Source organism: Sphingomonas carotinifaciens (assembly GCF_009789535.1).
In the GTDB taxonomy this organism is placed as follows: domain Bacteria; phylum Pseudomonadota; class Alphaproteobacteria; order Sphingomonadales; family Sphingomonadaceae; genus Sphingomonas; species Sphingomonas carotinifaciens.
Window position 1 is genome coordinate 2,263,289 of record NZ_WSUT01000005.1, and the last position, 22,688, is coordinate 2,285,976.

The following is a 22,688-nucleotide window of genomic DNA, read 5'->3' on the forward strand; positions in this document are numbered from 1 at the left end:
TCACGTTCCAAAGGGAGGATGACTTCATGTCCAGTAAGGTGGCACCACTTCGCTTCGTCATGCTGGCTGCGGCCTCGCCGATTGCGATGACGGCATTGCTGGGATCGGCATCCGCACAGACCGCCGGTGGTGCGATCGAGGCGACGACCACGTCGCAGGACCCGGTCGCCGCGCCGACCCAGTCCGACGACAGTGCACCGGACATCGTCGTCACCGGCATTCGTGCGTCGCAGGCACGCTCGATCGAGGTGAAGCGCAACGCCGACAGCGTGGTCGAGGCGATCAGCGCGCAGGATATCGGCAAGCTGCCCGACGTCACCATCTCGGACTCGTTGCAGCGCATCCCCGGCGTGCAGATCCGCCGCGAGGCGGGTGAAGGCGGCGCGATCAACATCCGCGGCCTGCCGCAGGTGACGACGCTGTTCAACGGCGAGGAATTCCTCGGCGCCAATTCGGTCACCACGGTTCAACCGAACTTCAACGACATTCCCTCGCAGCTCTTCTCGGGCGCGACCGTGTTCAAGACGCCGACGGCGTCGCTGCAACAGGCGGGGTTGTCGGGCACGGTCGACCTGCTGACCAGGCGGCCGTTCGACATGAAGCCGGGGCTGACGGTCGCGGCGGCGGCCGAGGCGCAGTATGGTGACCGGACGGAGAAGTTCAATCCGTCGGTCAATGGCCTGATCTCGTACAATTCGGGTCGCTTCGGCCTGCTCGCCTCGGCCGCCTATAGTGACCTGACGCTGGCGAACTCGTTCCGCGGCATCCAGGATTTCGGCGTGATGCTGCGCAACGAAGGCGGCAGCGCGACCAATCCGGGCGACTTCGCAGTCGGCCGCAACGGTGTCAGCCGTGGTACGCCGGTGCGCAATGCGGCAGGCGCGATCACCGGTTTCGACGTGAACGGCGATGGCGATGCCAACGACTCCTTCATCACGCCGCAGAACCACAATGCGTGGAACCGGATCACCAGCCGCAAGCGCTTCGGCGCCAACGCGTCGCTGCAGTTCGAGGTCAACGACGCGCTGCGCCTGACCGCCGACGGCTTCTACACCAAGCAGACGCAGTATGACCGGCTGTCCGGCCTGGCGTTCAACGCGATCGACTGGATGTCGTCGCCCTATCTGCCGACGCAGTCGCGCGACACCGGCGCGGTCGATCGCAACGGCTACAACATCAACACCGTGCAGACCTATCTGTACGATCTCGCCAATGTCGAAGCCTATTCGGAGAACCGCAAGACGGTGGGCGAGTCGCAGAACTACAATCTGCAACTCGACTGGAAGCCGAGCGACTCCTTCTCCGCCACCGTTCGCGGCATCTATGGCAAGGCGACGCAGCGCATCGACAATGGCTATGCCACCTTCGTCCTCGGCAACGGGTCGCAATGGGGCTATAACGGCATCGGCAACTATCCGACCGGCGACGTCGCGTTCAACCCCGGCGGCTATCAGGCCTACAGCCAGCAGGCGACGATCGACTATAGCAGCGGCCAGCCGGTCTTCACCTATCCGGCCTCGTTCCTGTCGCAGGTCGAGGACCCGTCGCGCTATGGCTTCAAGACCATGTCGTCGGAAAACAACTTCCGGCGCCAGGGCGACATCTGGGCGCTGCGCGCCGATGCGCAGTGGAGCCCGACCGACCAGATCAAGGTGAAGTTCGGCGGCCGCTACAGCGAGCGCAGCGTGTCGCAGTATAATTTCGAGCGCGTCGCGCCGCTTTATGCCGGCAACACCGACAATCCCGCGAACCCGGCCGGCGGCTGCCTGGTCAAGTGGCTGGCGATCGACGTGAACCTGGCCGATGGTGCATGCCGCGTCGCCGATTCCGCCGGCCTGCCCTACACCGCAGGCTTCGCCGCGCAGGCCAACGACCCGCGTTTCGCCGAAATCCTGAAGCGCGTCAGCCTGCCCGCGTCCGGCGCGCCGCAGGTCTATACGATCGATCCCAAGGCGCTGGACAATCCGGCGGCGTTCATCGGCAACTTCTATCCGGGCCTGCGCGAGAATGTGAACCCGGCCAACTCGTTCGACATCGATCTGCGCCAGGCCTCGGGCTATGCCGAGGTGAGCGGCGAGGGCGAGTTGCTGGGCCTGCCCTACCGCGCCAATGGCGGCCTGCGCATCGTCAACACGCGCTTCACCGTGCGCCAGAACATCGTCGGCCTGCCGCAGCCCTACGGCGTGTCGGGTCAGGACGCCGGAGACATCCTGACGCGGCGTGAGTTCACCGACTTCCTGCCGGCGTTCAACATCGCATTCGACCTGACCGAGAAGCTGCGCCTGCGCGGTTCCTATGCCAAGACGATGACGCTGCTGAACTTCGACCAGTGGGGCGGTGCGCTGAACGTCAACTATGCGATCAACACCTCGATCACGCCGTCGCGGTTCGAGGCGCAGTCGGCCTCGCTCGGCGGCAATCCGCAACTCAATCCGTGGCGTGCGGACAATGTCGAGGCGAGCCTGGAATATTATACCGGCCGGTCCAGCCTGGTCGCGATCGGCGCGTTCCACATCGCGGTGGACAGCTTCATCGCCAACGCCACCGTGTTCCGCAACGACATTCCCGACAATGACGGCGTGATCCGCCGCGAGGTGCCGGTCAGCACCTCGGTGCAGGGCGATGGCGGTACGCTGAAGGGCATCGAGGTCTCGGCGCGGCAGTCGCTGGCCGATTACGGCGTGAACGGCCTGTTCGGCGGCTTCGGCGTGGATGCCAACTATACCCTGTCGCTGGGCGAGACGGGCCGGGTCGATCTGGCGGGCAACAAGCAGCCCTTCCAGGACAACTCCAAGCATCAGGTGAACGCCGCGCTCTGGTACGAGCAATATGGCTTCCAGGCGCGCGTCGCCTATAACTATCGCTCGAAGCGCCTCGTTTCTTCCGATTACGGCGGCATCTCGGGGCTGGCCCAGTATCAGCAGCCGACCAACTATCTCGATGCCTCGGTCAGCTACGACATCCTGCCGTATCTGACGATCTATGGCCAGGCGTCGAACCTGACCGGCGAGACGGAGCGCTATTACCTGACGTGGAAGGACCAGGTGTTCAACGAGAACATCTACGAGCGTCGCTTCATCGCGGGCGTGCGCGCGCGCTTCTGAAACGCCCCTTGGCCGGCTGCGCTGTTCGTCTATGACGGGCAGCACAGCCGGCGTCAGGAGCCAAGTGCATGAGCGATCCGTTACGCTCCATCGTCATCGTCGGCGGGGGCACCGCGGGATGGATGGCCGCCACCTATCTGGCGCGGCGCCTGTCGCATCTGCGCCCCGACATCACGGTGATCGAAAGCCCGGCGATCGGCACGGTCGGCGTCGGCGAGGCGACGGTGCCGGCGATCCGCGACTTTCTGGCCGCGGTCGAACTCGGCGAGCCGGAGGTGCTGCGCGAAACCGAGGGCACGATCAAATACGGCATCCGCTTCGTCGACTGGCAGACGAAGGGGCATGCCTTCTTCCATCCCTTTGGCCTGTACGGGGTGCCGGCCGGGGGCGTGCCCTTCCATCATCACTGGTTGCGTGCACGGGCAGTGGGCGATGCGACGCCGCTCGACGCCTATTGCCTGGCGACGCAGCTCGCCGACCACGGCCTGTTCCTTGCGCCGCCAGACCGGCCCGAGAACGACCTGGGCCATTTCAACTTTGCGCTGCACTTCGATGCGGTGCGCTTTGCCCATCTGCTCAGCCGCCTGGCCATCGCCAATGGCGTGCGCCATGTCCCCGCCCGTATCGATGCGGTGATACGCGATCCGCAAAGCGGTGACGTAAGCGGCGTACGGCTGGAGTCGGGAGCCGTCGTCCACGGCGATCTGTGGATCGACTGTTCGGGATTTCGCAGCCTGTTGCTGGGCGAGGCGATGGGCGTTCCGTATCGCGATTGGCGGGAATGGTTGCCCTGTGATCGCGCGGTGGCGATGCCGTGCGCGCCGGCGGGTGCGACGATGCATCCGCGCACGACCGCGACGGCCCTGCCGGCGGGGTGGCAGTGGCATATCCCGTTGCGGCACCGGATCGGCAACGGGTATGTCTATTGTTCGGACCATGTGTCGGATGACGAGGCAGAGCAGACGCTGCGCGACCGGCTGGAGGGCGCGCCGCTCGGCAATGCCAATCGGCTGCGCTTCACCCCGGGCCACCGCGCCGAGGTGTGGCATCGCAATGTCGTCGGCGTCGGTCTGGCGTCGGGGTTCCTCGAACCGCTGGAATCGACCAGCATCTCGCTCGTCCAGTCCGGCCTGCAACGCCTCGTCCAGCTCTGGCCGCAGCGGGATATCGATCCCCGTCTGGCGGCCGTCTACAACCGGCAGTCGGTGCTGGAGTTCGAGCGGATCCGCGATTTCCTGTTGATCCACTACATGTTCAACCGCCGTATCGGCGAACCCTTCTGGGACCGGATGCGCGCGATCGAACCGCCCGACCACCTGCGGATGAAGCTGGACAGCTGGCGCGCCTGCGGCGAGTTCGTGCGCTATGAATGGGAAAGCTTCCAGGATCCGAGCTGGCTCAGCCTCTATGCCGGGCTGAACCAGTTGCCGGCGCACCATAGCATGCTGGCCGACGCGTATCCGATGCCGGCCCTGTCGGGGCACCTGGCCAGCATCCGCGCGTCGATCGCGCGGGTGCTGGCGCATGGGGAGCGGCATGACCGGTTTCTGGCACGCGTGGCGGCGGGTTGAAGCGTCAGGCGGGGGCGGCGGAGGCGGGGGCGATGTCGGCGTGCCCGGCCTTCAGGCGGCGGTAGGTGGCGAGCGCCTGTCCGACCACCTGGTCCATGTTGTAGTAACGGTAGGTGGCGAGGCGGCCGACGAAGATCACGTCGGGCTCGGCCAGGGCAAGCGCCTCGTACCGCTTGTAAAGCTGATGGTTTTCGGGGCGGGGGATTGGATAATAGGGATCGCCCTCGGCCGCCGGATATTCGATCGTGATGCTGGTGACCGGTGACCGCTGCCCGGTCAGGTGCTTGTATTCGGTGATGCGCGTGTGCGGCACCGCCTCGTCCGGATAGTTGACGACGGCGACCTCCTGATGCCGCTCGACGGGCAGCGTCCGGTGTTCGAAGCAAAGCGAGCGATACGGCAGCCGGCCGTGGCAATAGCCGAAATATTCGTCGATCGGCCCGGTATAGACCAGCCGGTCATAGGACACCGCCGCCGCCGCCTCGGCGAAGTCGGTGCCCGTCAGCACGGTGATGTTGGGATGATCCAGCATCGCGGCGAACATCGCGGTGAAGCCGGCGGCGGGCATCGCCTGATGCCGGTCGGTGAAATAGCGGTCATCGGTCGAGGTGCGGGTCGGCACGCGCGCGGTGACCGATTTGTCGAGCGCGCTCGGGTCCAGCCCCCATTGCTTGCGGGTATAGCCGCGAAAGAAGGTGCGGTAGAGTTCATGCCCGACCGCCGAGACGACCACATCCTCCGACGTGCGCACCTGTGCCACCGGCTCGGCGCGGGCGGCAAGAAAGGCGGCGGCGTCCGCGTCGGTTTCCAGCCCGGCATCGTAGAGCGCGTTCAGCGTCGTGCGGTTGATCGGCACGGGGACGCGCCGGCCGTCGACATCGGCCAACACCCGGTGCTCATAGGCGCGCCACCGGGTGAAGTTCGACAGATAGGCGAACACCTCGTCCGAATTGGTGTGAAAGATGTGCGGGCCATATTGGTGGATCAGGATGCCGGCGGCGTCCGCCACGTCATAGGCATTGCCGGCGATGTGCGGGCGCCGATCGACGACCAGCACGCGCTTGCCGCCGTCCGCCGCCAGCCGCTCGGCCATCACCGCGCCGGCAAAACCCGCGCCGACCACCAGATAGTCATAATGCGGGCGCTGCCCCTGCGCAGCCAGATGCGCGCTGGCGGCGGTCGCCTCGTCGATCGCTGCCATCATCTCGGCGGCGGTGGCGTCCCAGGAGGTGGCGGCGAGGACGGTATCGGCGGCATCGCGCCAGTCGCGGGTGTTGCCGCGAACCAGTGCCAGCGCCTCTTCGCACGCCTGGATGAAGCGCGCGCCCCGGCCGGCGATCTTGACCGCATCAAGCGTGCCATAATGTCGCGCGACATCGACGATGGGGGTGGACACGACCGGGCGGCCGGCGGCGAGATATTCGGGCGTTTTCGTCGGGCTGATGAAGCGGGTCGCCTCGTTCAGCGCGAACGGCATCAGCGCCACGTCCCAGCGGGCGATGGTGGCGGGCAGCTCGTCATAGCTGCGCTGGCCCGGATAGACGATGTTGGCCCGCTGCGGCAGGTCGGCGGGGTCGATCTTCACCACCGGGCCGACCATCTCGATCGTCCACTCGGGACGGGCATCGGCCAGCTCGGCGAGCAGGTCGAGGTCCATCCGCTCGTCCAGCACGCCGTAGAAGCCGAAGCGCGCGGCCGGCGCCCGGCCCGGTTCGACATCGCGCGCGGTGGCGAAATGGGCGACATCGACGCTGGACGGGAAGGGACGCACGTCCGGATGACGCTCCCGCTTGGCCTCGTACAGGCTGTAGCCGCCGGTGAAGACCAGATCGGCCGCGGCGAGCAGCTCGGTTTCCAACGCCAGCAATTCGGGCGGCGCAAAGCGGAAGGCGGACAGTTCGTCCATGCAGTCATAGACGGTGCATGCCGAGCCGACATGGCGCGAGAAGCCGAGCATCATCGGCGTGTAGTACCAGCGGATCGCCACGGTACCTTCCAGCGCCAGAAAGTCGTCGAGCAGGCGGCGCAGTGCGGTGTTCGCATCCTCGCCGGACAGGCCGTGGGGCAGATGCGGCGTGACGACATGGAGCGGCCCGGCGGCGCGCAGGGCGAGACGCGGCGCGTCGTCGCCGCCGACGATCGGCTCTTCCCACACCACCAGCCGGTGGGTGGCGGCAAACCGCGTCATCAGATGTTGAGGACGCTGGAACACGAAATCCCAGCGCAAGTGGCAGAAGCACAGCAGCAGCGGCGCGACGCCGCCGGCAGGAAGGCCACCCATGGGCATGTCGTCAGCGACAGGCGGAACGCGCAAATCTGTATCTCCCGGGCCCCCGCCCGTACCGGGCGTAGCGCGTCCCGCGGCGCCAGACGCTAACCGATATCAACAACTTGGCCGTTGGCCCCTCGGTCCGGCGCTGGCACAGCACGGCTATGTCGAAAAACAGCCTGTCGTGGATCGCCGTCGCCCCGGACGCGCCCTATTTCATCGACGGGGACGGGGCCGACTGGACCCCGATCGGGCAAAACGACGCGATCAGCTGGCCCGAACTCGCAGGGCTGTTCCGGCGCCGCGACCTGCCCGCGGTGGAGGCCCATCTGCGCTGGCTGGTCGAACACGGCGTCACCTGCCTGCGGCTGATGATCGAATATGCGCAGGTGCGGCATCGTTATTTCGAACGGCCGGCCGGCACCGCGGTGCCCGCGATGGTGCGGCTGTGGGATGACCTGTTCGCGATGTGCGAGCGGGTGGGGATGCGCATCCTGCTGACCCCGGTGGATACGTTCTGGATGTGGCTGCACTGGCGGCACCACCCGTGGAACGCGGCGCATGGCGGGCCGCTGGATCACCCGTCGCGCCTGTTGCTGTGCCCAGAAACCCGCGGCGCGATCAAGGCACGGCTGTCGTTCATCATCGAGCGCTGGGGCGGATCGGGCGCGCTGTTCGCCTGGGACCTGTGGAACGAGATCCATCCCGCACAGGCGCAGGGCAGGGCGGACGGCTTCGGGGATTTCATCGCCGACCTGTCGCAGCATGTCCGCCGCCTGGAGCAGCGGCTTTATGGCCGGTCGCATCCGCAAACCGTCTCGCTGTTCGGGCCGGAATGGTGGACCCGGCCCGACCTGCCGATCGCCGAGCCGATCTTTCGCCACCCCGATCTCGATTTCGCATCGATCCACATCTATCGCCACGGTGCGATCGACGATCCGCGCGACACCGTCGCGCCGGCGCTGGCGATGGGCGAGGTGGTGCAGCGATGCCTGGCGGAGATCGCCGACGGCCGCCCCTTCCTGGACACAGAACACGGTCCCATCCACCGCTTCAAGGACAAGCACCAGACGCTGCCCGAAGCGTTCGACGACGAGTATTTCCGGCATATGAGCTGGGCGCATCTGGCGGCCGGCGGGGTGGGCGGCGGGATGCGCTGGCCCAACCGGCATCCCCATGTGCTGACGCCGGGGATGCGCCGGGCGCAGCGGGCAATGGCGGCGTTCCTGCCGCTGATCGACTGGCGACACATGCGGCGGGCGTCGGTGGCGATCACGGTGCGGGGCCATCACGGCTTTGCATGCGGCGATGATGCGCAGGCGGTCGCCTGGATCGTGCGGCGGCGGGCCTTGTTGCCGGACGGGCGGGTCGACCGGGCGCCGGGAAAGCCGGCCAGGGTGGATCTCGCAATGCCGGACGGACGCTACCGGGTGACGGATTGGGATACCGAGCCGGGGCGGGTGATCGCCAGCGCCGAGCATGTCGCGTCCGGTGGGTTGCTCCGTTTCACCGCGGAGGCGGTGTGCGGTGACCGGGCCTTTGCGGTGCGCAGGATCGGTTGAGGGCGGGGCCGGCCGCCGGGAGTGGCGGCCGGCCCCGGTCCGTTACATGCCGCCGCCGGCGCCCTGCTGCATCCGCTCGGCCTCGGCGAGATGCTGGCGGACGATCGGCACCGCCTTTTTGGCGGTTGCGCGCAGCGGCGCCTGATCGCCGCCTGAACCGTAACTCTGGTGCAGGTCCAGCGCGGCGCGGTGGGCGGGCACCTGCTGTGCCAGATACAGCCGGTCGACGTCGCCGGCCGATGCCAGTTGCAGTTCGTTGATCGAGGCGGTCGCCCCCGGGTCGAGCGCGGGGGGCGGCGGGGTCAGGCCGGCCTTGGTAGCCGCAGCCAGCGTCGCCGCGGTGGTCTTCTGATGATGCTTGATCATCATGTCGGCGTAACGCCGGATTGCGGGATTTTGCGACTTTTCCAGCACGACCTGGCTGGAGTTGATCTCGTACAGGTCGCTGCGCCCGGCCGCGGTCACATAGGGTTCGGCCTGCGTCTTGGCCTCGGCCGGGGGCGGCGGGGGCGGCGTCTGCGCGGCGGCGGACAGGGAGGTGCCGGCGAGCAGCAGCGCGATCGAGATGGGCATGTATCTGGTCATGTTCGAAACCTTCGAAGCGTAAGGGGGTGGGGCGGGCGTGCGCTTCACCCGATCTGCTGGCTTTGCGCCGCGCTGTCGGGGCGGGCGGGGCCGAGGATGGGCTCTTCACCCAGCGGCTTGTTCTGGAAGACGGTGAAGTCGCCGCGACCATCGATGGTCGGCCCGTCGGTCCAGCGTCCCTCCGGCACCGACCCGTCGGCGGCGGTGGCGTAGAAGTTGTAGTTGTTCGCCTGATCCTCCATACCTTGCGGGAAGGAGTTGGGGACCGGCAGGTTGGCCGAAGGGCCGCCCAATTCCTCCAGCACCGCCAGCCACTGCTGCTGGTGCATGGTGTCGCGCGCGATCATGTAGTGGAGCATCTTCTTCATGCCCTCGTCATGCGCGGCGTTGAACAGGCGCACTGCCAGCACGCGCCCGGTGCTTTCCGCCGCCACGTTGCAATACATGTCGGCAGCGATGTTGCCGCTGGCATAGATGTGGCTCATGTTGAAGGGCACGCCGTCGGAGTCCACCGGCATCGCGGCAAGACCGGTCGACAGCAGGTTCTTGTGGATCATGCCCTCGATCGCGTGGCGGCCGTTGCCGCCGCCCATCACCGCGCCCACGATGCCGTCGGCGGCACCCTCTTCCTGCAGCGAGGCAGGCGCCTTGTCGAGGTTGAGCGCGACCGCGGTCGCCAGCATCTCGATATGGCCGATCTCCTCGGTCGCGGTGTGGAGCAGCATGTCGCGGTATTTCGGCGTCGGCGCCCGGTTGCCCCAGGCCTGGAAGAAATACTGCATGCACACGCGGATCTCGCCCTCCACGCCGCCGATCGCCTGTTGCAGCATGCGCGCAAAGGCGGGATCGGGCTTGTCGACGGTGACCGGATACTGAAGCCGCTTGTCGTGATAATACATGGATGGTCCTCCCAGCGTGAATGGCGCCGGCTGAACGTCACAGGACCACCAAGGTTTGTTGCGTCGGCGCAACGGTCGTCACGCCGTGGCGGGAACGCGGCAGAACGTTATAAGCTATTGATGTAGATAAAGAAGTTACGGAACTGCCGGTATTTCGGTCAGGGCGGCGGTGACGCGTTCCATCGCCTCGCGCTCGATCGTCTCCAGCTCTGCCAGTGTTTGGACGATGGCGATCTTCTGCTGGTTCAGCTCCTCGATCCGCTCGCGGCAGCGCTCGGCAAGCGCGCGCATCTGTTCGACATGCTGGGGATCGGCATCGTACAGGTCGAGAAACTCCTCGATCTCGCGCAGCGAGAAGCCCAGCCGCTTGCCGCGCAGGATCAGCTGCATCCGCCCGGTCTCGCGCCGGGTATAGACGCGCGCGGTGCCCACCCGGCGCGGCTCGATCAGGCCGCGATCCTCGTAGAAGCGCAGCGTGCGGGCGGTGACCCCCAGGCTGGCGGCCACCTCCTGTATTCCGCGCAATTCCTGCGGGTCGTCTGCCGTCACCGTCTCTGCTCCGTCACCGCCGGCGCCGTCGCTGCCAGCCGGGCCATTTCCTCCTCGACCAGTTCCTTCTTGGAAAGCTTGCCGATCAGCGTCTTGGGCAATGTTTCGCGGATTTCCACTTCGCGGGGAAGCTCGATCTTGCTGATCTTGTCGACCAGGAACGCGCGCAATTCGGCCGGGGTAGCCGGCTGGTCGGGGCGCAGCGTGACGAACGCCTTGGGCGCCTGGCCGCGATACTCGTCGGGCACGCCGATCACCACCGCCTCGGCGACCGCGGGATGCTCGTACAGCGCTTCCTCGATCATCCGCGGATAGACATTGTAGCCGCCGCAGATGATGACGTCCTTGATCCGGTCGACGATGAACAGATAGCCATCCTCGTCCAGATAGCCGACATCGCCGGTGCGCAGCGCGCCGTCCACGAACACCGCCGCGCTGTCCTCGGGCTTGTGCCAGTAACCCTGCATGATCTGTGGCCCGCGCGCGCAGATCTCGCCGACCTCGCCGGGGGGCAGCACACGGTCGGTGCCGCTCCGGTCGCGGATCTCGATCACCGTGCCGGGGAAGGGGGGGCCGGCGGAGCCCGCCTTGTTCAGCCCGCCGATCGGGTTGCAGGTGATGATCGGCGATGCCTCGGACAGCCCATATCCCTCAACCAGCGTGGCGCCGGTCGTCCGCTCGAAGGCGACGCGCACCTCCGCAGGCAGCGGCGCACCGCCCGAGATGCAGGCGTTGATCTGCGACAGGTCGACGGTGCGGCTTTCCGCCACCTTGGCGATGGCGTTGTAAATGGTCGGCACCGCGGGAAAGGAGGTGGGGCGCGTCCGCGCGATGGTCTTGAGCAGCTGTTCGAGATCGAAGCGCGGCAGCAGGATCATCTCCGCGCCCACCCGCACCGAATAGCTGAGCACCGTTGTCAGCGCGAAGACGTGGAACATCGGCAACACGCCCAGTACGCGCTGCTGCTCGGGACCCTGGTCGCCGACATGCATCACCATCGCATCGGCGTTCGACACCAGATTGGCGTGGCTGAGCATCGCCGCCTTGGGCAGGCCGGTGGTGCCGCCGGTATATTGCAGCACCGCCACGTCATCGGGTGCGACCGAAACCGGGGCCGGCGTCGCGCCACCGCGCATCAGCGCGCGCAAGGTGACGTGCAGGGGCCCCGCCGGCACGGCCGCGATGTCGGCGCGCTTGATCAGGCGATAGGCGATGCGCTTCACCGCGGGCAGGCCGTCAGCGATCGAACAGGTGATGACGCGGCGCAGGCCGAGTTGCGCGGCGACCTTCGTCACGCGGGCATGAATGTCCGGCAGGTCGCAGGTCGCGATGATCTCCGCGCCCGAGTCCTGCAGCAGATGGCATATCTCACGTTCGACATAGAGCGGGTTGACGTTCACCACCACGCCGCCTGCCTTCAGCACCGCAAAGAACAGGATGGGGTAGGCCGGCATGTTGGGCAGGCACAAAGCGACGCGGGTGCCGGTTGTGACGCCCAGCGCCTGCAACCCGGCGGCGGCGCGCGCCACCTGTTCGCCCAGCTCGCCATAGCGGGTGATGCCGCCCATGAAGTCGATCGCCGGCCGGCCGCCATGCGCGGCCACCGTGGCATCGAACATGTCGGTCAGCAACCGCGGCTCGAAGACCAGCGCAGCCCCTTTTGCGGCCGGTTCGCGCGTGTCGTTCACTTCCATCTGGCGCCTCTCCTTTTCGTTTTTTCCGGCGGCCCCGGTTGTAGCCGGTTGCACCATCTCGTATAGCATTGACGTATAGGTTAGCTATCGCACCTTAACGTGAGCCCGCAAGGGCCTTTCAACGAGAGGATCTCATGACCAACGTCGTGATCGCCGGTTACGCCCGCTCCCCCTTCCATCTGGCCGGCAAGGGCGCGCTGGCGCGGGTACGGCCGGACGACCTCGCCGCGCAGACGATCCGCGGGCTGATCGAGCGGACCGGGGTCGATGCGTCGGCGATCGAGGATATCATCCTGGGCTGCGCCTTTCCGGAGGGCGAGCAGGGCCTGAACGTCGCACGCATGATCGGCCTGCTGGCGGACCTGCCGCTGTCGGTCGGCGGCATGACGGTGAACCGCTTCTGCGGGTCGTCGATGAGTTCGATCCATATCGCGATGGGCCAGATCCAGATCGGCGCGGGCGAGGCGTTCATCTGCGCCGGCATCGAATCGATGAGCCGCGTGCCGATGGGCGGCTACAACCCGCTGCCCAACCCGCAACTCGCCGCCAAGAGCGCGGGCGCCTATATGGGCATGGGAGAGACGGCCGAGAACGTCGCGACCAAATATCAGATCACCCGCGCCGAGCAGGAGGGCTTTGCGGTACGGAGCCAGAAGAAGGCCGCCGCCGCGCGCGACGCCGGTCGTCTGGCGGACGAGATCGTGCCGATCCAGACCAAGGGCGGCATGGTGAGCGAGGACGGCATCATCCGTCCCGACACCACCGAGCAGGTCCTCGCCGGCCTGAAGCCCGCCTTCAGCCAGGACGGCACGGTGACCGCGGGCACCGCCTCGCCGCTCACCGATGGCGCATCGGCCGTGCTGGTCACCTCCGAGGACTTTGCCAAGCGGCATGGCCTGAAGATCCTGGCACGGATCAAGTCGGTGGGGATTTCGGGGTGTGCGCCCGAGACGATGGGACTGGGGCCGATCGGTGCGTCGGAGAAGGCGCTGGAGCGGGCGGGCATCACGCCCGGCGACCTCGACATCGTCGAGATCAACGAGGCGTTCGCGAGCCAGGCGATCGCCTGCATCCGCGACCTGGGGTTGAAGGACGAGACGATCAACCTGGACGGCGGCGCCATCGCGATCGGCCACCCGCTGGGCGCGACCGGCGCGCGCATCGTCGGCAAGGCGGCCGCCCTGCTGGAGCGTGAAGGCGGCACCTATGCGCTGGCCACCCAGTGCATCGGCGGCGGGCAGGGCATCGCAACCGTGCTGGAGCGTGCATAAATGACGGATGCGATCAAGAAAGTCTGCGTGATCGGGGCCGGCGTGATGGGCGCCGGCATCGCCGCACAGGTCGCCAATGCCGGCGTGCCCGTACTGCTGCTCGATATCGTGCCCAAGGATGGGGCGGATCGTGACGCAGTCGCCAAGGGGGCGGTCGCGCGGATGCTGAAGACCGATCCGGCGCCCTTCATGTCGAAGGCGGCGGCCAAGCTGGTCGAGACGGGCAATATCGAGGATCATCTCGACCGGGTCGCCGAATGCGACTGGATCGTCGAGGCGGTGGTCGAGCGGCTGGGCATCAAGCAGGCGCTTTATGCCCGGCTGGAGCAAGCCAAGCGGCCGGGCACCGCTGTGTCGTCCAACACCTCCACCATCCCGCTGGCGAACCTGACCGAGGGACGCTCCGACCAGTTCCGGCGCGATTTCCTGATCACCCATTTCTTCAATCCGCCGCGTTACATGCGGTTGATCGAGATCGTGACGAGCCCGGCGACCGATACGGGCGTGGCGGCGCGCGTCTCCGACTTCGTCGACCGGATGATGGGCAAGCGCATCGTGCGGGCAAAGGACACGCCCGGCTTTATCGCGAACCGCATCGGCACCTATTGGCTGTCGGTGGCGATCAACGCGGCGATGGATCAGGGGCTGACCGTCGAGGAGGCGGATCAGATCGGCGGCCGTCCGATGGGCGTGCCCAAGACGGGCATCTTCGGGCTGGTCGACCTGGTCGGCATCGACCTGATGCCGCTGCTGTCGAAAAGCCTGTCCGCGACGCTGCCGCAGGGCGACGCCTATTTCGATACGGTGCGCCCGATGCCGCTGATCGAGCGGATGATCGCGGACGGCTTCACCGGCCGCAAGGGCAAGGGCGGCTTCTACCGCCTCGACAAGCGCTCCGACGGCAGCCGGCAGAAGCTGGCGATCGATCTTGCGACGGGCGAATACCGGCCCGAGAAGAAGCCGGAACGCCTGCCCGGCAAGGCGGAAAAGGATCTGGCCGCGCTGGTCGCCGCGCCCGGCAAGGCGGGGGCCTATGCCTGGGCCGTGCTGGGGCCGGTTCTCGCCTATGCCGCGGGGCTGGCGGGCGAGGTTGCCGACGACATCGTCGCGATCGATGACGCGATGAAGCTCGGCTATAACTGGAAATTCGGGCCGTTCGAGCTGATCGACCGGTTGGGGCCGGGCAAGCTGGCCGAGCGGCTGCGCGCCGAGGGGCGGGCGGTGCCGCAGATCCTGGAGACCGCAGGCGACCGGCCCTTCTACCGGGTCGAGGGCGGCAAGCGGCGATATCTGACGCTGGGCGGCGATTATGCCGATGTCGTGCGCGGCGAGGGCGTGCTGCTGCTGGAGGATATAAAGCTGCGCGCCGAGCCGCTCGCCAGGAACGGATCGGCGGCGCTCTGGGATATCGGCGACGGCGTCGTCTGCCTGGAATTCACCGCCAAGATGAACGCGTTCGACGAGCAGGTTATCCAGCTCATCCAGAAGGCGATTCCGCTGGTGAAGGGCGGATACAAGGCGCTGGTGATCTATAACGAGGGATCGAATTTCTCGGCCGGTGCCAATCTCGGCCTTGCCATGTTCGCGGTGAACATCGCGGCGTGGAGCGAGGTGGACAAGCTGATCACGGGCGGGCAGGCGGCGTTCAAGGCGCTGAAATACGCGCCCTTCCCGGTCGTGGCCGCGCCTGCCGGACTGGCGCTGGGCGGCGGGTGCGAGATCCTGCTCCATGCCGATGCGATCCAGGCACATGCCGAAACCTATACGGGACTGGTCGAGGCGGGCGTCGGCCTCGTCCCCGGCTGGGGCGGGCATGGCGAGATGCTGGACCGGTTCCAGAAGACGCCGGGCTTCCCCAGGGGGCCGATGCCCGCCACCGCCAAGGCGTTCGAGATGATCTCAACCGCCAAGGTCGCCAAGTCGGCGGCGGAGGCGCGCGAGATGATGATCCTGCGCCGCAGCGACGGCATCACCATGAACCGCGACCGCCTGCTCGCCGATGCCAAGAACAAGGCGCTCGCCCTTGTCGAGGGCTATGCGCCGCCCGAAAAGCCGATCTTCCGCCTGGCCGGCGAAAGCGGCCGGGTGGGTATCGCGGGTGTGGTGCGCGACTTCGTGAAGAAGGGCGTGGCGACGCCGTACGACCAGGTCGTGGCGGGTCGGCTGGCGCAGGTGCTGACGGGCGGGGAGGCCGATCTGGTCGACATCGTGACCGAGGATCAGCTCCTGAAGCTGGAGCGCCGGCAATTCATGGCAAGCGTCAAGGATGCGCGGACGCAGGCAAGGATCGAGCACATGCTCGAAACCGGCAAGCCGCTCCGCAACTGATCGGGATACGAAAACCCATGCAAGTCTATCAGGCTCCGTTGCGCGACATGCGCTTCGTCCTTCACGAACTGTTCGCCGATGACGGTTTCGGCGATCTGCCCGGTTTCGAGGAGTTCTCCCCCGACCTGTACGATGCCGTTCTCGAAGAGGCGGCGCGGATGGCGCAGGAGGTGCTGTTGCCGCTCAACGCCAGCGGCGACATCGAAGGATGCCGGCTGGAAAACGGCGTCGTCCGCACGCCAGAGGGCTTTGCGCGCGCCTATGCCACCTTCCGTGACGGCGGCTGGGCAGCACTTGCCTCGCCGCCCGAATATGGGGGACAGGGCCTGCCGGAGACGGTGAACAAGCTGGTCGAGGAAATGATCTGTGCGGCCAATCTGTCGTTCAGCCTGTATCCCGGCCTGACCCACGGTGCGACCACCGCGATCGAGGGGCATGGTTCGGAGGCGCTGAAGGCGGCCTATCTGCCCAAGATGGTCAGTGGCGAATGGGCGGGCACCATGTGCCTGACCGAGGCGCATTGCGGCACCGATCTCGGCCTGCTCCGTACCAGGGCCGAACCGCGCGAGGATGGCAGCTTTGCGATCACCGGTGGCAAGATCTTCATCTCGTCGGGCGACCACGGCCTGACCGACAACATCATCCATCTGGTCCTCGCCCGCCTGCCCGATGCGCCGGCGGGGGTGAAGGGGATCAGCCTGTTCCTGGTGCCCAAATATCTGCCGGGTGCCGATGGTGCGGTCGGCGCGGCGAACGGCGTGTCGGTGGCCGGCATCGAGCACAAGATGGGCCTGAAGGCATCCGCCACCTGCCAGATCGCGTTCGACGGCTCCACCGGTTGGCTGGTCGGCGAGGCGAACAAGGGGCTGGCCGCGATGTTCACGATGATGAACACCGAGCGCGTCTCGGTGGGCATCCAGGGCCTCGGCATCAACGAGATCGCGTATCAGTCCGCGGTCGCCTATGCCCGCGAACGCCTGCAGGGGCGCTCGCTGACGGGGGCGCAGCGGCCGGATCTGCCCGCCGACCCGATCATCGTCCACCCCGACGTCCGCCGCATGCTGATGACCATGCGCGTCTATGCGCAAGGGTGCCGGGCGCTCGGCCAGTGGACTTCGCGCGCGCTCGATGCCGAGAAGCACAGCACCGATCCGGCGGTGAAGCAGCGTGCCGGCGATTTCGTCGCGCTGATGACGCCGGTGGTGAAGGCGCTGTTCACCGACCTTGCCTTCGATGCCGCAAACCTGGGCGTGCAGGTGCATGGCGGCCACGGCTATATCCGCGAACACGGCGTCGAGCAGTTCGTTCGCGATGCGCGGATCGCCCAGATCTACGAGGGCACCAACGGCGTCCAGGCGCTCGATCTGGTCGGCCGCAAGATGCCCGCGCATATGGGCCGGGCGCTGCGGCCTTTCTTCCACGCCGTCTCGGCCTTGTGCGAGGAAACGGCGGGGCACGGCGACAAGGCGATCGCGGGATGGACCGCGGCACTGCACCAGAGCTTCGGCGCGCTTCAGCTCACCACGGGCATGATCGCGCAAAAGGGCATGAAGGACCCGGAGGAAGCGGGCGCGGCGGCAACCGATTACCTGCGCATGCTGGGTCTGGTCGGCATCGGCTACACCTTCCTGAAGGCGGCGGTGATCGCGCAGGCGCGGCTGGACGAGGGGCATGACGATGCCGCCTTCTACCGCGCGAAGCTGGCGACTGCGGGCTTCTTCTTCGACCGCATCCTGCCGCAGGCGACGACCGGTTTCCTGGTCATCAAGTCGGGCAAGCGATCGACCATGGCGCTGCCCGCCGACGCCTTCTGATCGCCGCACCCGCTCGCATACGGGGCCGAACGCACCACCATGCGTTTGGCCCCTGTCGAGAGGATGACGGGAGCAAGGCGTGAAGTTTCTGGTACTTGAGAGTGAAACCGCGGAGGAGCGCGAGGCGCGTCGGCAGCGGGCGGGCAAAAGTTCGGGCGAAACCTATGCCGCGACGCTGACCGGCATGGTGCCGGGGGCGGAGGTGACGCGCATCGCGCCCGCCGATGCCGACGCGCCGCACATGGGTCTGGAGGACATCGCCGCCTTCGATGCGGTGTTCGTCACGGGATCGCCGCTGCACGTCTATGACGACAAGCAGGAGGTGCGCCGGCAGGTCGCCTTCATGCGCGCGGTGTTCGCCAGCGGTGTGCGCTCCTTTGGCTCATGCGCCGGATTGCAGCTGGCGGTGTTCGCGCCGGGGGCAAGGTGCGCGCGATGACCGGTCGGATCGAGGCGGCGGTGGCGCGCGGCATCACCGCGACCGAGGCGGGGCGCGGGCATCCACTGCTCGCCGGCCGGCCGGGCGCCTGGGATGCGGCGGCGATCCATACCGACGAGGTGGAGCAACTGCCCGACGGCGCCGTGCTGCTCGCCGGCAACGGCGTGACCCGCGTGCAGGCCGCGGAGATCCGGCATGATCGCGGCGTCTTCTGGGGTGTGCAATATCACCCCGAATTGGCGCCCGGTGAGATCGCGGTCGCCATTCGTCATCAGGCGGACTCGCTGGTCGAATCCGGGCTGGCGACCGATGCCGAGGCGGTGGAACGGCGCGCCGCGCTGCTCGACCGGTTGCAGCATGATCCGGCGGACAGGGCCGCGCGCTGGGAGCTGGGCGTCGATGGCGAGTTTGCTGAGGAAGACGGACGACGGCGCGAACTCGCCAATTTCATCGCGGCGGTGACGCAGCAGCGTGGGTGAGGGGGCTCCCTACCCTTGCGATCGCGGCAAGCCAGCCTATCCCCACCTCCCCATTTTCAAAGGGCCCGACCCCCATGGCGACCATTCCGTTCGACATTTCCCACAGCCTTGGCCGCGCGGAGGCACGGCGCCGGATCGAGGCGGGCCTGCCCAAGCTGGCGCAGCATATTCCGGGCGGCGGCACGGTCGATGCGGACTGGATCGACGGTGACCGGCTGACGCTGGCGATCACCGCGATGGGGCAGAAGGTCGCCGTCGACATGACGGTCGAGGATGCCCGCGTGGCGGGTACGGTCCAGGTGCCGATGATGCTGGCGATGATGGGCGGCCCGATCACAGAGTTCGTCAAAACCAGTGCGGAAAAGATGCTCGCCAAACCAGCCTGATGCCGCACGAACGGGATCGATGACGGCGGGCGGGTACCACAAACCGGTTGACAGCTTCGCCCAAAGACGTAGTCGATCGGGGTGACGTTTCCCTATGCGTCAGTTGCCGGCCCTTTAGGTCCGGTGTCTGGACGACGAGGTGGCGGCGACCGTACGCATGCGGCGCCGCGCCGGTAAAAGGGCAGGCGGACCCGTGCCCCGCATGGGGCGATAGGAGAGGAATGACCATGTTCTTCAGCATGATCGGAATGGCCCTGGCCGCAGCGTCGCCGTCCGCCGACGCCGCCATCGGGCGGTGGAAGACCGAGACGCGTGGTGGCGTCGTCGAGATCCAGCGTTGCGGCGCGTCGATCTGCGGCCGTATCGTCACCTCCGACAATCTGCGTACGCAGCCCGACCTGAAGGATGCGAACAACAGCAATGCCGCGCTGCGCGGTCGCCCGATCAAGGGCATGCTGATGCTGAGCGGCTTTACCGCGGACGGCGATGCCTGGACCGGCGGCAAGATCTACAATGCCGAGGATGGCAAGACCTATAGCGCGAAGGTGACGCCGGTGGGCGCCAACCAGCTCAAGGTGCGCGGCTGCGTGTTCGTGCCGCTGTGCAAGACCCAGACCTGGACGCGCGTGCGCTGATCGCGCGCACCCCGAGCCTTTTTCTGCTTCAGGAATTTTCCGTTATGTCTCTGCGTATCAAGGGCGTGCTGCTCGCTTCGGTCGTCGCCTCCTCCTTCGCCTTTGCCGGGGCCGCGCACGCGCAGGCCTTCTACCTTCAGGAACAATCGGCGCGTGCCGCGGGCCGTGCCTTTTCGGGCGAGGTCGCCGATACCGGCGCCGCGTCGCTGTGGTGGAACCCGGCGGCGATCGCCGATATCCGCAGCGGCGAGGCCGCGATCAGCGCGTCCGCCATCCTGCCCAAGGGCGATGTGGTCGACACGGGGTCGCGCATCCGGCGCACCGTGGCAGGCGTGCCGACCGCCATCAGCGGGCAGAGCACCTCGTCCGACCCGATCCGCAAGGGCGTGGTGCCGTCGGGCGCCGTGGCCTATCCGCTGAGCGACCGGATCGCGGTGGGCGTCGCCGTCACCTCGCCGTACAGCTTCACCACCAATTATGACGCCGACAGCTGGGCTCGGTACAGCGCGGATCGCACCCGCCTGCGCACCATCGACATCCAGCCGTCGATCGCGGTGTCGCTGCTGCCCTGGCTGCGCGTCGGCGGCGCGGTGAACGTGGAATATTCCGACGCCACCCTGTCCAACGCGTTGCCGAACCTGTCCGCGGCGCTGCCCGACGGGTTGCAGCGCCTGTCCGGCGACGGCTGGGATCTGGGCTGGACGGCCGGCGTGCAGTTGCACAACGACTGGGCGACGGTCGGCATCAGCTACAAGTCGGCGATCCAGCACAAGTTGAAGGGATCGCTGGAGATCAGCGGCCTGCTCGGGCCGCTCGCCGCGCAGAACCGCGTGGTCGACGGGGCCACCGCCAGCTTCTACACGCCCGCGCAGATCATCGTCGGCGGTCGCTTCCGGGCGACGGATGCGCTGACGCTGAACGCGCAGGCGATCCGCTATACCTGGGGCCAGTTCGATGCGATCCGGCTGGGGCCGCCGCTGAACACCGCGATCCCGGAAAATTATCGCAACAGCTGGAGCCTGGCGGGTGGTTTCGATTACGCCCTGTCGCCCCGCGTCACGCTGCGCGCCGGTGTACAGCATGCGACGACCCCGACGCAGGATACGCAGCGTGACGCCCGTGTGCCCGATGCCAACCGCTGGAACTACGGCGCAGGCGGCACTTTCCAGGTGACGCCGGGCTTCGCGATCGATGCCGGCGCCAACTATGTCGACTTCGAGGATACGACGATCGATCGTCCGGGCAGCTTCTATCCGGGAACGGCCGCCGCCACGACCATCCAGACCAATGGCGAATTGCGCAACGCGCGTGCGATCGTGCTAACGCTCGGTGGCCGGTTGAGCTTCTGAGGAGGGGACAGGCGATGAAGGTGCTGGTGCCGGTCAAGCGCGTGCTTGACTACAATGTGAAGCCGCGGGTGAAGGCGGACGGGTCGGGCGTTGACCTGGCGAACGTCAAGATGAGCATGAACCCGTTCGATGAGATCGCGGTCGAGGAGGCGATCCGGCTGAAGGAGAAGGCCGGCGTCACCGAGGTGGTGGTGGTCTCGATCGGCGAGCCCAAGGCGGCGGACACGCTGCGCACCGCGCTGGCGATGGGTGCCGACCGGGCGATCCTGGTCACCGCCGAGGGCCGGGTGGAGCCGCTGGGCGTCGCCAAGCTGCTTGCCAGGATCGTCGAGGAGGAAAGCCCCGATCTCGTGATCCTGGGCAAGCAGGCGATCGACGACGACAACAACCAGACCGGCCAGATGCTGGCCGGGCTGCTCGGCTGGGCGCAAGGGACGTTCGCGTCGAAGGTCGTGCTGGCCGAGGGGCAGGCGGTGGTCACCCGCGAGGTCGATGGCGGGCTGGAGACCGACACGCTGGTGCTGCCGGCGATCGTCACCACCGACCTGCGCCTGAACGAGCCGCGCTATGCCTCGCTGCCCAACATCATGAAGGCCAAGTCCAAGCCGATGGCGACGCGTGCCGCGGCCGATTTCGGCGTCGACATCGCAGCCCGCCACACGATCACCCATGTCGCCGAACCGGGCAAGCGTCAGGCCGGCGTCAAGGTCGCCGATGTCGACGAACTGGTGATGAAGCTGCAAGCGATGGGGATTGCCAAGTGAAGACGCTGGTCTGGGTCGAACATGACGGCGGAACCGTCAAGGATGCCACGCTGTCCGCGGTGACCGCGGCGGCAAAGCTGGGCGAGGTCCACCTGCTGGTCGCAGGGCAGGGCGTGGATGCGGTCGCCCGGGCGGCGGCGGCGATCGCCGGGGTCGGCAAGGTGCATGTCGCCGATGACGCGGCCTATGCGCATGCGCTGGCCGAGAATGTCGCGCCGCTGGTGGTGGAACTGATGGGGCACCACGACGCCTTTGTCGCGCCGGCCACCACGACGGGCAAGAACATCGCGCCGCGGGTCGCGGCCCTTCTCGACGTGATGCAGGTCTCCGACATCCTCTCGGTCGAGGGGCCGGACAGCTTCACCCGGCCGATCTACGCCGGCAACGCCATCGCCACCGTCAGGACCAGCGACAAGAAGCTGGTCGTCACCGTGCGCGGCACCGCCTTCGACAAGGCGGAGGCGCAGGGCGGCACGGGCACGATCGAGGCGGTCGCCGCCACCGGTGACAAGGGCCTGTCCAGCTTCACGGGTGCGGAGATCGCGGAGAATGCGCGTCCCGAGCTGACCTCGGCCAAGATCATCGTGTCGGGCGGCCGGGCGCTGGGCTCCGAGGAGCAGTTCCACGCGCTGATCGATCCGCTCGCCGACAAGCTGGGCGCCGCCGTCGGCGCATCCCGCGCCGCGGTCGATGCCGGCTACGCCCCCAACGACTATCAGGTCGGCCAGACCGGCAAGATCGTCGCCCCCCAGGTCTATGTCGCGGTCGGCATCTCGGGCGCCATCCAGCATCTGGCCGGCATGAAGGACTCCAAGGTGATCGTGGCGATCAACAAGGACGAGGATGCCCCCATCTTCCAGGTCGCCGACATCGGCCTGGTCGGCGACCTCTTCAAGCTGGTCCCCGAACTCACCGAAAAGCTGTAAAGACCACCCCCCGCCGCTGTCCCGTGACGCGGCGGGGGAAATCGCCGTGAACGCTATCATAACC

The 22,688-nt window shown here is 67.2% G+C and carries 18 protein-coding genes; 13 read left to right on the forward strand and 5 right to left on the reverse strand.

Annotation, left to right across the window (positions count from 1 at the left end; genetic code table 11):
• Positions 1–26 precede the first annotated feature (26 nt).
• Both GQR91_RS12730 and GQR91_RS12735 read left to right on the forward strand, forming a co-directional pair.
• The gene (locus GQR91_RS12730; RefSeq protein WP_149683522.1) at positions 27–3,104 is read left to right on the forward strand and encodes a TonB-dependent receptor; all 3,078 of its coding nucleotides are present in this window, start codon (positions 27–29) and stop codon (positions 3,102–3,104) included.
• Positions 3,105–3,172: 68 nt separating this feature from the next.
• Complete coding sequence (locus tag GQR91_RS12735; RefSeq protein WP_149683523.1) at positions 3,173–4,675, forward strand: tryptophan halogenase family protein; 1,503 nt, start codon at positions 3,173–3,175, stop codon at positions 4,673–4,675.
• 4 nt (positions 4,676–4,679) lie between these two features.
• Here the strand turns inward: GQR91_RS12735 and glf are convergent, their stop codons facing one another.
• The gene (glf, locus tag GQR91_RS12740; protein WP_235904198.1) at positions 4,680–6,956 is read right to left on the reverse strand and encodes a UDP-galactopyranose mutase; all 2,277 of its coding nucleotides are present in this window, start codon (positions 6,954–6,956) and stop codon (positions 4,680–4,682) included.
• A 152-nt stretch (positions 6,957–7,108) separates the two neighbouring features.
• Here glf and GQR91_RS12745 point away from each other — a divergent pair, with 152 nt between their 5' ends.
• Positions 7,109–8,506, forward strand: a complete 1,398-nt coding sequence (locus GQR91_RS12745) for a glycoside hydrolase 5 family protein (protein WP_149683524.1) — start codon at positions 7,109–7,111, stop codon at positions 8,504–8,506.
• A 42-nt stretch (positions 8,507–8,548) separates the two neighbouring features.
• Here the strand turns inward: GQR91_RS12745 and GQR91_RS12750 are convergent, their stop codons facing one another.
• The 4 genes from GQR91_RS12750 to GQR91_RS12765 form a co-directional block, all read right to left on the reverse strand.
• The gene (locus GQR91_RS12750; RefSeq protein WP_112383947.1) at positions 8,549–9,091 is read right to left on the reverse strand and encodes a DUF4142 domain-containing protein; all 543 of its coding nucleotides are present in this window, start codon (positions 9,089–9,091) and stop codon (positions 8,549–8,551) included.
• A gap of 44 nt (positions 9,092–9,135) precedes the next feature.
• Positions 9,136–9,990: a manganese catalase family protein gene (locus tag GQR91_RS12755; protein ID WP_164727753.1), complete on the reverse strand. Its 855-nt coding sequence runs from the start codon at positions 9,988–9,990 to the stop codon at positions 9,136–9,138.
• 135 nt (positions 9,991–10,125) lie between these two features.
• On the reverse strand, positions 10,126–10,539 hold the full coding sequence (locus GQR91_RS12760) for a MerR family transcriptional regulator (RefSeq protein ID WP_162853783.1): 414 nt from the start codon (positions 10,537–10,539) through the stop codon (positions 10,126–10,128).
• On the reverse strand, positions 10,536–12,233 hold the full coding sequence (locus tag GQR91_RS12765) for a long-chain-fatty-acid--CoA ligase (RefSeq protein WP_235904235.1): 1,698 nt from the start codon (positions 12,231–12,233) through the stop codon (positions 10,536–10,538). Before GQR91_RS12765 ends, GQR91_RS12760 begins: the two co-directional genes overlap by 4 nt.
• A gap of 134 nt (positions 12,234–12,367) precedes the next feature.
• Between GQR91_RS12765 and GQR91_RS12770 the strand changes: the two genes are divergently transcribed.
• From GQR91_RS12770 to GQR91_RS12810, 10 genes are all read left to right on the forward strand, one after another.
• Positions 12,368–13,504, forward strand: coding sequence for a thiolase family protein (locus GQR91_RS12770; protein WP_149683647.1), 1,137 nt, complete (start codon positions 12,368–12,370; stop codon positions 13,502–13,504).
• Entirely contained in the window at positions 13,505–15,832 is a 2,328-nt protein-coding gene (locus tag GQR91_RS12775; protein WP_149683646.1) for a 3-hydroxyacyl-CoA dehydrogenase/enoyl-CoA hydratase family protein, read from the forward strand.
• Between the two features lie 17 nt (positions 15,833–15,849).
• Complete coding sequence (locus GQR91_RS12780; RefSeq protein WP_149683645.1) at positions 15,850–17,646, forward strand: acyl-CoA dehydrogenase C-terminal domain-containing protein; 1,797 nt, start codon at positions 15,850–15,852, stop codon at positions 17,644–17,646.
• A gap of 79 nt (positions 17,647–17,725) precedes the next feature.
• Positions 17,726–18,085, forward strand: coding sequence for a type 1 glutamine amidotransferase family protein (locus GQR91_RS19585; protein ID WP_235904233.1), 360 nt, complete (start codon positions 17,726–17,728; stop codon positions 18,083–18,085).
• Positions 18,082–18,564, forward strand: coding sequence for a glutamine amidotransferase-related protein (locus GQR91_RS19590; RefSeq protein ID WP_235904231.1), 483 nt, complete (start codon positions 18,082–18,084; stop codon positions 18,562–18,564). Before GQR91_RS19585 ends, GQR91_RS19590 begins: the two co-directional genes overlap by 4 nt.
• Positions 18,565–18,638: 74 nt before the next feature.
• Positions 18,639–18,950, forward strand: coding sequence for a polyhydroxyalkanoic acid system family protein (locus tag GQR91_RS12790; protein ID WP_149683644.1), 312 nt, complete (start codon positions 18,639–18,641; stop codon positions 18,948–18,950).
• 227 nt (positions 18,951–19,177) lie between these two features.
• Positions 19,178–19,585, forward strand: a complete 408-nt coding sequence (locus GQR91_RS12795) for a DUF2147 domain-containing protein (RefSeq protein ID WP_149683648.1) — start codon at positions 19,178–19,180, stop codon at positions 19,583–19,585.
• 44 nt (positions 19,586–19,629) lie between these two features.
• Complete coding sequence (locus tag GQR91_RS12800; RefSeq protein ID WP_149683643.1) at positions 19,630–20,934, forward strand: OmpP1/FadL family transporter; 1,305 nt, start codon at positions 19,630–19,632, stop codon at positions 20,932–20,934.
• A 14-nt stretch (positions 20,935–20,948) separates the two neighbouring features.
• On the forward strand, positions 20,949–21,698 hold the full coding sequence (locus tag GQR91_RS12805) for an electron transfer flavoprotein subunit beta/FixA family protein (RefSeq protein ID WP_149682655.1): 750 nt from the start codon (positions 20,949–20,951) through the stop codon (positions 21,696–21,698).
• On the forward strand, positions 21,695–22,624 hold the full coding sequence (locus GQR91_RS12810; RefSeq protein ID WP_164727736.1) for an FAD-binding protein: 930 nt from the start codon (positions 21,695–21,697) through the stop codon (positions 22,622–22,624). The genes GQR91_RS12805 and GQR91_RS12810 overlap by 4 nt, the downstream gene beginning before the upstream one ends.
• Positions 22,625–22,688: the final 64 nt, after the last annotated feature.